General features: G+C 42.5%; 12 protein-coding genes and 1 tRNA gene. 10 read left to right on the plus strand and 3 right to left on the minus strand.

The window, feature by feature from the left end; genetic code table 11:
* Positions 1-37 precede the first annotated feature (37 nt).
* Positions 38-343, plus strand: coding sequence for an isoamylase early set domain-containing protein (locus tag ABZD21_RS19200; protein ID WP_372776751.1), 306 nt, complete (start codon positions 38-40; stop codon positions 341-343).
* A gap of 227 nt (positions 344-570) precedes the next feature.
* Positions 571-1,761 (plus strand): MFS transporter, encoded by a 1,191-nt coding sequence (locus ABZD21_RS19205; protein ID WP_372776752.1) that lies wholly within the window; start codon positions 571-573, stop codon positions 1,759-1,761.
* A 7-nt stretch (positions 1,762-1,768) separates the two neighbouring features.
* Here the strand turns inward: ABZD21_RS19205 and ABZD21_RS19210 are convergent, their stop codons facing one another.
* The 3 genes from ABZD21_RS19210 to ABZD21_RS19220 form a co-directional block, all read right to left on the minus strand.
* Positions 1,769-2,656: a DMT family transporter gene (locus ABZD21_RS19210; RefSeq protein WP_372776753.1), complete on the minus strand. Its 888-nt coding sequence runs from the start codon at positions 2,654-2,656 to the stop codon at positions 1,769-1,771.
* Positions 2,657-2,741: 85 nt separating this feature from the next.
* A complete protein-coding gene (locus tag ABZD21_RS19215) occupies positions 2,742-3,179 on the minus strand; it encodes a peptidylprolyl isomerase (RefSeq protein ID WP_372776754.1) in 438 nt (145 codons plus the stop codon).
* A gap of 59 nt (positions 3,180-3,238) precedes the next feature.
* Positions 3,239-4,033, minus strand: a complete 795-nt coding sequence (locus tag ABZD21_RS19220; RefSeq protein WP_372776755.1) for a lysostaphin resistance A-like protein — start codon at positions 4,031-4,033, stop codon at positions 3,239-3,241.
* A 318-nt stretch (positions 4,034-4,351) separates the two neighbouring features.
* Between ABZD21_RS19220 and gdhA (ABZD21_RS19225) the strand changes: the two genes are divergently transcribed.
* The 8 genes from gdhA (ABZD21_RS19225) to ABZD21_RS19260 form a co-directional block, all read left to right on the plus strand.
* Positions 4,352-5,704 carry an NADP-specific glutamate dehydrogenase gene (gene gdhA, locus ABZD21_RS19225; RefSeq protein ID WP_372776756.1) on the plus strand — a complete coding sequence of 451 codons (1,353 nt, stop codon included), beginning with the start codon at positions 4,352-4,354 and terminating at the stop codon, positions 5,702-5,704.
* Positions 5,705-5,873: 169 nt separating this feature from the next.
* Entirely contained in the window at positions 5,874-7,208 is a 1,335-nt protein-coding gene (gdhA, locus tag ABZD21_RS19230; protein ID WP_372776757.1) for an NADP-specific glutamate dehydrogenase, read from the plus strand.
* 142 nt (positions 7,209-7,350) lie between these two features.
* The gene (locus tag ABZD21_RS19235) at positions 7,351-8,115 is read left to right on the plus strand and encodes a TatD family hydrolase (protein WP_372776758.1); all 765 of its coding nucleotides are present in this window, start codon (positions 7,351-7,353) and stop codon (positions 8,113-8,115) included.
* Positions 8,116-8,127: 12 nt separating this feature from the next.
* A complete protein-coding gene (locus ABZD21_RS19240) occupies positions 8,128-9,174 on the plus strand; it encodes an asparaginase (RefSeq protein ID WP_372776759.1) in 1,047 nt (348 codons plus the stop codon).
* Positions 9,175-9,234: 60 nt separating this feature from the next.
* Positions 9,235-9,322 (plus strand) — tRNA-Ser (locus ABZD21_RS19245).
* A gap of 145 nt (positions 9,323-9,467) precedes the next feature.
* Complete coding sequence (locus tag ABZD21_RS19250) at positions 9,468-10,289, plus strand: MotA/TolQ/ExbB proton channel family protein (protein ID WP_372776760.1); 822 nt, start codon at positions 9,468-9,470, stop codon at positions 10,287-10,289.
* 8 nt (positions 10,290-10,297) lie between these two features.
* Complete coding sequence (locus ABZD21_RS19255) at positions 10,298-10,753, plus strand: hypothetical protein (RefSeq protein WP_372776761.1); 456 nt, start codon at positions 10,298-10,300, stop codon at positions 10,751-10,753.
* A 35-nt stretch (positions 10,754-10,788) separates the two neighbouring features.
* On the plus strand, positions 10,789-10,870 hold an 82-nt coding region (locus tag ABZD21_RS19260; RefSeq protein ID WP_372776762.1), incomplete at its 3' end, for a biopolymer transporter ExbD.

Consider the following 10,870-nt stretch of genomic DNA (forward strand, 5'->3'; position numbering starts at 1 on the left):
ATCAACTGATTAGGTAAATAAGAAAATTGTTAATGCGATGAGTTTAAAGAAACAAATGTTAAAAACGAAGCCGGTTTGTAAAGTTACGTTCCGTGTTTCGAAAGAAATGGCAGCTGGTGCTGATAATGTAACTGTAGTTGGCGATTTTAATAATTGGGATCCAATTGCAACACCGATGAGTAAATTGAAAAGCGGCGAATATACTGCTTTGCTTGAGTTGGAAACCGGAAAGTCATATGAGTTCCGTTATTTGGTTGGTAGCCAGGAATGGTATAACGAACCGGATGCTGACGGTTTTTCAGCCAATAGTTTTGGCGGAGAAAATAGTGTTGTAGCGCTTTAAATCCAGTGCTACAGTAAAAATACTGGTTAACGACTTCCCGCGATGGAGTTCGGTTGCCAGTATTTTTTTTCATGATTTGAATCTGCCGTTTAGTCGAATGTCGTTTTTCTTGTTGGGGATTTTAGGGTGGAAATACCCGAAAAGTCTGGGTTTGTGTTTATATTTGGTATCACTGAGTTGGTTAACTTCAATTCTGATTCTGCCAAAACCCTCTAACGCCCAAAAGTATGTTCAAAAGCAATCCGCTACTTGCAAACAGGAATCTGCATCTAATATTTGGTGTGACCCTGATCAGTGTAATGGGGGTTGCTAGTATTACACCTGCATTTCCTGAGGTCATTCGACATTTTCAAATTACTGCACGACAAGTCGGCTGGTTGATAGCGGCTTTCACGCTGCCTGGAATATTCCTGACTCCGCTCGCTGGTATTCTGGCTGATCGTTACGGGCGAAAGCTTATTTTGGTTCCTTCACTTGTCTTGTTTGGTGTTGCCGGATTGGCTTGCTTTTTTATTCGCGATTATCAATGGCTTTTGGGGATGCGATTTGTCCAGGGAGTTGGGGCAAGCTCGTTGGCAACTATCAATATTACTTTGATTGGTGATTTGTTTACAGCAGAGAATCGGGTGGCGGCAATGGGGTATAATGCCAGTGTGTTAAGTGTTGGTACAGCATTGTATCCGGCCTTGGGCGGAATGTTGTCGGCTTTTGGGTGGCCAATGGTTTTTTTGTTGCCCGTGCTTGCAGTTCCTTTGGCGTGGTTGGTTTTTACTCGTTTAAATAATCCCGAGCCAACAGGCCGATTGACGTTGAAAACCTATTTCTCGAATATTTGGCAAACCATTAATCGACAGATTGTGTGGGGCCTTTTTATAGCCAATATTTTATTGTTTGTTGTTTTGTACGGTGCATACTTAACTTATTTCCCATTGTTGCTGGGAACCCGTATGGGATCAGGTTCAGTAATCATTGGCGGAAGCATGTCGTTAATGTCGGCAGTTACTGCCTTTACTTCTTTTCAACTTCCCCGAATAAATGAAATACTTCGCCCAAAGTCACAATTGTTGTTGGCAACAGTTCTCTACTGTTGTTCGATGTTGTTGTTAAGCAAAGCGTTTCATTGGCCCGAGATTTTTCTTGGTCTCATTGTTTTTGGAATGGGCCATGGAATCTTAATTCCGGCGATACAGAATTTGATGGTTGGTTTGGCATCCATCAGGGAGAGGGCTGCTTTTATGTCGCTAAACTCAATGGTATTGCGAGTGGGGCAAACAGCCGGGCCGGGGCTGATGGGAATCTGTTATGGGATTGGTGGAATTACGTACGCGTTTTACGGAGGTGCAGTTGTTGCGGCTTCAATGTTTGTGGTGGTGTTTTTTTTAGTGAATCCCAAAGTGGCAGGGCCTGCAAAAGGTTGATTTATATTTATTCTACCATTTTGAGAATACGGCTTTTCTTACCCATTCTGTAATTGATAACAACGAGCGAGAGGCACGATAGAATGATGAGAATTGCCCCCCAGATTTCGTTGATCGCAAACTGTTCCTGAAAAATAAAATAGCCAGACATCAGGTTAATCGCTGGAACCATTGATTGAAACAAAGAGCCGGTAGCTACATTCACATAGCGATACCCCTCAGTCATGAATAATTGACCGATCGTTGCGACTACTCCTAATAAAACGAGGACCAAAAGGTCGAATGAGTTTCCTTGCCCTTGTGTTAGGCCGGAAGGAATTAGAAAAAGCCAAAAACCGATGATGCTTTGAGCGAAAAAGATCGCGTATGAATTGTCGCTGTGGTGTAGTTTTTTCACATAAACAACTGCAAGAGCTGTAGTTATAGCGCCGCCAATGGCAATTAGTTCATTCAGTCCGAAGCCTGCAAATGGGCCGCCCGCGCCACCAAGCGATAGTAACAGAAGTCCGGCAATTGACGTCAGGATCGGGATGAACTTTATTCCTTCAACTTTTTCCTTCAGGATTGCCATGCTGAATAAAGTGGCAAATACCGGATAGGAGTAGACATAAGCCGATCCCTTTCCGATTCCCAGTCTGACAATTGCCAGATAAAAAAGGTACACGGCTATACCGCCAATGAATCCGCGGATGAATAAGTTTTTTCGGTCTCTGAATTTTAGCGGAATGAGGCGAAACATGGCAAGAATGCCAATGATTGCCAAGCCGATTGTAAAACGGAAGAAACTACTATGAAACGATGATACGGTTGGGATCAGGCGAACAAGGATGGCCATAAGAGCGAACATAATGACCGAGCTCAGGGTGAACAGAATACCTTTGAGGTTGTTTGACATCGAAAGTCTGTTTTAAAGGTAAGGTGTAGGTATTTCGCACAGGGCTTTTGTGAGCTTGAAAAAGCCGGCGAACCGGCTTTTTGACTTATTCTTCAATGATCGTGATTTTTTCAATCTTGTCGCCCGGGCGAATTGCATCGATTACTTCGAGCCCTTCGTAGACTTTGCCAAAGCATGTGTGTTTGCGGTCGAGGTGTGACGTGTTTTGACGGCTGTGACAGATAAAGAACTGTGAACCTCCGGTATTTCTTCCGGCATGAGCCATTGACAATACGCCACGGTCGTGATATTGGTTTTCACCAGTTAATTCACATTTTATTGTGTAGCCAGGTCCTCCGGCGCCAGTTCCGTCCGGACATCCTCCTTGGATTACAAAATTTGGAATCACCCGGTGGAAAGTCAGTCCATCGTAAAATCCTGATTTCGAAAGCTTGATGAAGTTTTCAACCGTTCCCGGAGCATCGTTTTCGTAGAAGTTGACTTTCATAACTCCTTTTACAGTATGGATTTCTGCTTTTTTCATTGTTCGTCTATTTTTAATTCAAGCCCAAAAATACAAATATTCCGTTTGATTTATGCCAATTAGTCATTCGCTTCGTTCATTTTGTGCATCTGAAGCAGGCTGATAGACAGGAATAGGGCCGCTGCCAGATATATACCCAGATAAATTGGAGTATTCCGGACTTGGCTTTCAATGGTTATTATTCCGTTGGATGATAAAATCAGGCTATACGCGATCGCGTTATTTAGAACATGAATTGAAATGCACAGCGCAAGGGAGCGTGTTTTCCAATAAACGATTCCGATAAAAATACACAGGAAAATGGATGCAAATGCCTGGATGATGGATAAATGGAAGACAGCATAAGCTAGCGACGATGCCAGAATGGCTATTGCCGGGTGAAAATTTTTGAGAAAGCCACGAAGGATTATTCCCCGAAACAGAAGTTCGTTAAGTATGGGAGCAAGAAAAATAAGGTATAAGAATCCACCAATTTTGTCATTCGCTAAATTGATTAAATGAGCACTTGCAAGGGTCATGGAAGGGATGACTTGAGCCAATGGTTCAATTAGGAAATTCACGGATAAACCTCCAATCAAGATTAAAATCCAATTTGCCTTAGCCCTCATATTCAACTCTTTGTTCCATTCGAACGAATCTGTTTTTCTTATTTGCTTTAGGGCGTAAAGGAAAATTAGAACTTGCGCTGCAATTATCGTAATGCAGAAATAGCGAGAGTCGAACGAGCTTGGGTATTTGGCCGGATGCAACAAAAAACGAAATGCAGCATAGGGTATAATTATCACGGCCATTACGTAAACAATTCGCAACAGCAAAAAGATTGCCTGCGATAGGGTGGGGTAATTTTGTTGCATGAGAAATAAGATCTGTTGACTTGGATCTACCAAAGGTAGATTATTTGTTCCGGAATGTCGGTTGTATTGGTCAAAACTTGATGAGACAGGCAGTTGAGAGGTTGGATTGCGAATATGGGTTGACGAACGAGTATCTGTGTCATAGAAGTTTTAGTGGCAACGAAGGCTTTAACTCAGAAGTGGTTGTCCGTACTAATTCTTTGTGCTGGAATCCTTTGATTTGCGTAAGTGATTGAAGTTCAATTGTGTGATGTTGGATAGCAGTTTCTCATTCTCAAAATAAATCCCGAACTTATTTAGAAACAAATTCATTCTGTCATGAAAGAAACGATTGTGAATTTTATCGATGACTTTATGAGCTACGTGAAGGCGAATGATCCGTATCAGGCAGAGTTTCACCAGGCTGTTCATGAAGTTGTCGAATCGTTGGCGCCATTTCTCTTAGATCATCCTAAATTTATGAAACTGAAAATTTTAGAACGTTTGGTGGAGCCGGAAAGAGTCATTCATTTTCGGGTTCCCTGGCTCGATGATAAAGGGAATATTCAGGTCAATAGAGGGTTTCGTGTTGAGATGAGTTCGGCCATTGGTCCTTACAAGGGTGGTTTGCGTTTTCACCCCACGGTAAATCTAAGTATTATGAAGTTTTTAGCCTTTGAGCAGGTTTTTAAAAATAGTCTGACCAACTTGCCACTGGGAGGTGGGAAAGGGGGCTCTGATTTTGATCCGAAAAATAAATCGGATATGGAAGTCATGCGTTTTTGCCAAAGCTTTATGACTGAGCTATACCGGCATATTGGTTCGAATACGGATGTGCCGGCAGGCGATATTGGAGTTGGAGGACGCGAAATTGGCTTTCTGTTTGGGCAGTATAAACGCTTGCGAAACGAATTTACCGGGGTGTTAACAGGTAAAGGAATCGAATGGGGAGGAAGCCTCATTCGGCCTGAAGCAACCGGTTACGGAGCGGTATATTTTGCACAGGAGATGATGGCAACCAAGGGGGAGTCGCTGCAGGGAAAAATCGTTACTATCTCGGGATCGGGAAATGTTGCTCAGTTTGCTGCACAAAAGGTATTGGAGTTCAACGGAAAAGTTGTTACCATGTCTGATTCCAGTGGTTTTATTCACGATCCGGAAGGAATTGACAAAGAAAAGCTAGCCTATATTTTTCAACTTAAAAACGAACTGCGAGGAAGAATAAAAGAATATGCCGAGAAATATGGCTGCACCTATGTTGCCGGGCAGCGACCATGGAGTATTCCTTGCGATGTTGCCATGCCCTGTGCAACCGAAAACGAGTTGAATGCCGATGACGCCAAACTGTTGCTAAAAAACAATTGTCAGATAGTTGTTGAAGGTGCCAATATGCCTTGTACACCCGAAGCAGTGCATCGATTTTTGAAGGCAAAAATATTGTACGCGCCCGGAAAAGCGGCAAATGCCGGAGGAGTGGCGGTGTCGGGGCTCGAAATGGCACAGAATAGCATGAGGTTAAATTGGACGCGCGAAGAGGTAGACGGGCGTCTGCATACCATCATGAAAACCATTCATTCGATGTGTGTAAAACATGGCGAGAAACCTGATGGCTGGATCAATTATGTTGATGGCGCCAATGTTGGTGGATTCGTCAAAGTGGCTCAAGCGATGATCGCTCAGGGGCTTGTATAGAATGGACAAAACGAAAATATGCCGGCTTTGGAAACGAAGGCCGGTTTTTTATTGCTATTAAACATTCTGTATCGCCCGAAACTTGTACGAAAATCAGTTTTTTGTGCCGTTTTCATCCGTTTCTTTGTGGCTATAATTTGATGTTCATTTTGAATCAATCTCAAATACGATGGGAACAGATATGATTGAATTTATGAATGGCCTTCGGGCGAAAACTCCTGGTGAGACCGAGTTTCATCAGGCAGTTCAGGAAGTAGTTGAAACAATCTGGGATGTATACCAGAAGAACCCCCGATATCAGAAAGCGAAAGTATTGGAACGAATGTGCGAACCGGAGCGGGTGATCATGTTTCGCGTTCCTTGGATCGATGATAAAGGTGAGGTGCAGATCAACCGCGGGTATCGGGTTGAGTTTAACTCGGCGCTTGGTCCCTACAAAGGCGGCCTAAGGTTTCACCCAACCGTAACGCTTTCGATTCTGAAATTTTTAGGATTCGAACAGACGTTTAAAAATAGTCTAACAACATTGCCCATGGGAGGCGGCAAAGGTGGTTCGGATTTCAGTCCGAAAGGAAAATCGGATAATGAGATTATGCGGTTTTGTCAAAGTTTTATGACCGAACTGCAGCGTCATATTGGCCCCAACACCGACGTGCCTGCCGGCGATATAGGAGTGGGAGGCCGTGAGATTGGCTATTTGTTTGGGCAGTACAAGCGCATTCGGAACGAATTTACAGGAGTGTTGACCGGTAAAGGATTGGCATGGGGCGGAAGTTTAATTCGTCCGGAAGCAACAGGCTTTGGTGCTGTATACTTCGTTCAGCATATGCTCGAACATATTGGAAAAGAAATTGCGGGTCATACATTTGCCGTCTCAGGGTTTGGAAACGTTGCATGGGGGGCTATTACGAAAATTAATGAATTAGGCGGAAAGGTGGTAACCATCTCCGGTCCCGACGGTTATGTTTACGATCCGGAAGGAATTAGCGGCGAGAAATTAGACTATCTGCTTGAATTGCGGGAAACCAACAACGATGTGGTTGAACCTTATGCCCGAGAGTTTGGAGCTCATTTTTTCGAAGGTAAAAAACCTTGGGAGCAAAAGGTTGATATTGCAATCCCCTGTGCCACCCAGAATGAAGTCGACCTGGATGATGCAAAAATGCTGGTCGCAAACGGCTGTTTCTTGTTGGCCGAAGCATCCAATATGGGATGTACTGCTGACGCTGTCGAGTACCTGGCGGAAAACTTGGACTACGCTCCGGGAAAAGCCGTTAATGCAGGAGGGGTGGCCGTGTCTGGTCTGGAGATGACTCAGAATAGTCAGCGATTGAATTGGACCAGAGAGGAAGTTGATGCTCGTTTGCATATGATAATGCGCGAAATTCACGAAACCTGTTTGAAATATGGAAAGAATGGTACTCGTATAAATTATGTGAAAGGTGCTAATGTTGGTGGTTTTGTAAAAGTAGCCGATGCTATGATGGCTCAAGGAGTTGTCTGATTCCGTTCAGTCGAACAGCCAAAAACCGACGGATTAGCCAAATGCTTTTCCGTCGGTTTTGTGTGAATTAGTAATAAGATAATATTTAAATCGCATCGGATTGCTTTTTTCCTTTTTTCTTTGTCCGAAATTTGCATGACAGATGTTGATCGATACACATTCACATATTTATACAGAAGATTTTTCAGAAGATATTGCCGACGTTATTCAGCGCGCATATGAAAATGAAGTTCGGAAAATTGTCCTTCCGAACATCGATAGTTCATCCGTAAAGAAAATGCTTAACCTGACCGAACAATATCCGCAAATTTGCTATCCTTTAATGGGGCTTCATCCAACATCGGTAACAGAAGACTATGAAGACGAACTGCAATTAGTGGAGTTTTGGTTGCAAAAGCAAAAGTTTTACGGGATCGGCGAAATCGGGATCGATCTGTATTGGGACAAAACCTTTATTAAGGAGCAAACTGACGCGTTTCGCAGGCAAATCAGATTGGCTGTAAAATACGATCTGCCGATTGTCGTTCATTTCAGAGAGTCGTTTGATGAAGTGATTACGGTGCTGAAAGAGGAAATGCAACCTGGGTTGACAGGTGTTTTTCATAGCTTCTCCGGTACGTTGGAGCAAGCCCAACAGGTTGTCGAGCTCGGGTTCATGCTCGGAGTGAATGGTGTTGTTACGTTCAAAAACAGTGGGATGGATAAAGTAATTGAGAAAGTTGATCCTTCTCATATTATTTTGGAAACCGATTCTCCATATTTGACGCCCGTTCCCTTTCGGGGTAAGCGTAACGAAAGTTCTTATTTGGTTTACGTGGCTCAGAAAGTTGCCGAACTACATCAGATCAGTGTTCATGAACTAGCCCGGCTGTCAAGCAATAATGCAGAACGTTTGTTTCGAATTTGAAAAATACCCCTGATGCTCATAAATCCAATGAACGAACAAGTGCCTTCAATTTTAATTATCTACACCGGTGGTACGATTGGCATGGTTCAAAAAGAAGGTGGTGCTTTAAGTCCTGTAAAGTTTGACCAGATTCTGGATGAAGTTCCTGAATTAAACAGGTTGGGGTATCATTTAGAGTCGTTTACGTTTAATCCGCCAATTGATTCCTCGGATATGACTCCCAAGAAATGGTCGAAATTGGCTCGAATTATTGAGACAAATTATAGCCGTTTTGATGGATTTGTCGTTCTGCATGGAACTGATACGATGGCATATACAGCATCGGCATTGAGTTATATGCTCGAAAATTTGGATAAGCCGGTTGTGTTAACCGGATCGCAATTGCCTATTGGAATACTGAGGACTGATGGTAAGGAAAACCTGATCACCTCGATTGAAATAGCAGCCGCAAAGCGAAACGGCATGGCAGTAGTCCCGGAAGTCAGTATTTATTTTGATTTTAAATTGATGCGTGGAAACCGGACTAAAAAACGACACGCTGACCATTTTAGTGCATTCAATTCAACGAATTATCCGTTGCTTGCAAAAGCCGGAATCGATATCAAATATTTTTACGAGAATATATATTACGCTCGTAAAAAGGGGATTTTAAGTGTCAATACCTCATTTGATGAAAATGTAGTTGTATTGAAAATATTTCCTGGAATTAGTAAGGCCGTTTTCGAAAGCGTAATTAATATACCGGGCTTAAAAGGAATCATATTAGAGGCTTATGGTGCCGGGAATGTTCCAACTGCACCATGGTTCGCTAGGTTGATGCGTAAAGCTGCTCGCCTAAGAATCGTAATTGTCACAGTGACACAGTGTGACGGAGGAGCTGTGAAAATGGGACACTATCAAACCAGTGCAAAGCTTTTAAACGCCGGCGTAGTTAGCGGGAAAGACATGACAACGGAAGCAGCTGTAACCAAATTGATGTTTTTACTTGGGCAAGGCCTAAGTGAGGATGATATAAAGCTTTATATGAATAAAAGTATGAGTGGTGAAATAAGTGAGTAGTTGTTTTTTTTTTCCATTTTTTTTGTAATTTGCAGCCCGAATTTACAGGGGCCAAATCTTGGAGAGGTGCAGGAGTGGCTGAACTGGCACGCCTGGAAAGCGTGTGTACCTCAAAAGGGTACCGAGGGTTCGAATCCCTCTCTCTCCGCAGTTCTGTTCTTTGTTGAATAATTTAACAGGAAAGATTTAGACATGTTTTGGTAAGGCGTGGAGAGTTCTCCAAATCTGACAGAATATCATTCAAATAGTATAAAATAAAAATTAAGGAGATTTACTAATTAAAATTGAAACCAATGATGAAAAAACTATTTGCGTTTATAGCAGTTCTTGGAATGCTTTATTTAGGAGCATCGAACAATGCCGTAGCTCAGGATCAAACCGAAGCTGATTCAACAGAAGTTGTTGCTGCTCAGGAAGCTGCACCTGCGGTGATGGCCGCTGATGTTGAAGAAGAAACTGCTGCAGCTGCTGAAGAAGGTCAAACCTTGCACAGCCAGTTGAAACAAAAGTTCATTGAAGGGGGTGCCGGATTCATGTCATTCGTATTGATCTGTTTGATCTTAGGTCTAGCATTGTCTTTGGAACGAGTTATTTACCTGAATCTTTCGACAAGCAACAACAAAAAGCTTTTGTTGAATGTTGAAGACGCTTTAGCTAGCGGTGGTCTCGAGGCAGCAAAAGAAGTTTGCCGCAACACTCGTGGTCCTGTTGCAAGTATCTTCTACCAAGGCTTGGATCGTTCAGGTGAAGGTATTGATGTAGTTGAAAAAACAATTGTAGCTTATGGTGGTGTACAAGCTGGTTTGCTTGAAAAAGGATTAAGCTGGTTAGCTTTGTTTATCGCTTTGGCTCCTATGTTAGGGTTTATGGGTACTGTAATCGGTATGATCGCTGCCTTCGATGCAATTGAAGTAGCTGGTGATATTAGTCCTGCTCTTGTAGCCGGTGGTATTAAAGTGGCTTTGATTACAACTGTATCAGGTCTTGTAGTAGCGATGATCCTTCAGATCTTTTACAACTACTGCTTGGCAAAAATCGACAGCATTGTTAACAGCATGGAAGATGCTTCTATCTCTTTGATCGACATTTTAGTGAAACACAATCTTAAAAAATAATTGAAACTATGAAGCTTGAAAAAGTAACAACAATTTTGTTGTGGGTACTTTTGGGCGTTTCAGCTATTCTGATTGTATCATTAATGACGAATCTTAGTGATAATGAAGCTGATGCTACCATGGGTGCCTGGATCAATACAAACCTGTCTTTTTCCTATATCTTATTGGGATTGAGTACAGTTATTGCACTTGTATTTGCCATTATGCACACATTTGGTGATAAATCTGCAGCGAAAAAAGGTTTGATCGCACTTGGCTTTGCCGGTGTTGTATTAGCCATTTCCTATGTTTTATCAACTGATGCCATCCCTCAATTCTACGGAGTTGAGAAATTTGTAGCCGATGGAAGTTTGACTAGTTCCATTGCAAAATGGATTGACACAACGCTCTATGCGACCTATATCTTGTTGTTTTTAGCAATTTTGGGTATCGCATTATCCTCAGTTACTCGTTTTATTAAATAATCCAAAGTGGATTCTAATACAGGAAAAATTTAATTATGGCAAGAAAAATTCCCGAAATACCAGCAGCATCTTTGGCGGATATTGCCTTTATGTTGCTCATCTTTTTCCTGGTAACGA

The organism is Mangrovibacterium sp., from assembly GCF_041596335.1.
GTDB lineage: Bacteria > Bacteroidota > Bacteroidia > Bacteroidales > Prolixibacteraceae > Mangrovibacterium.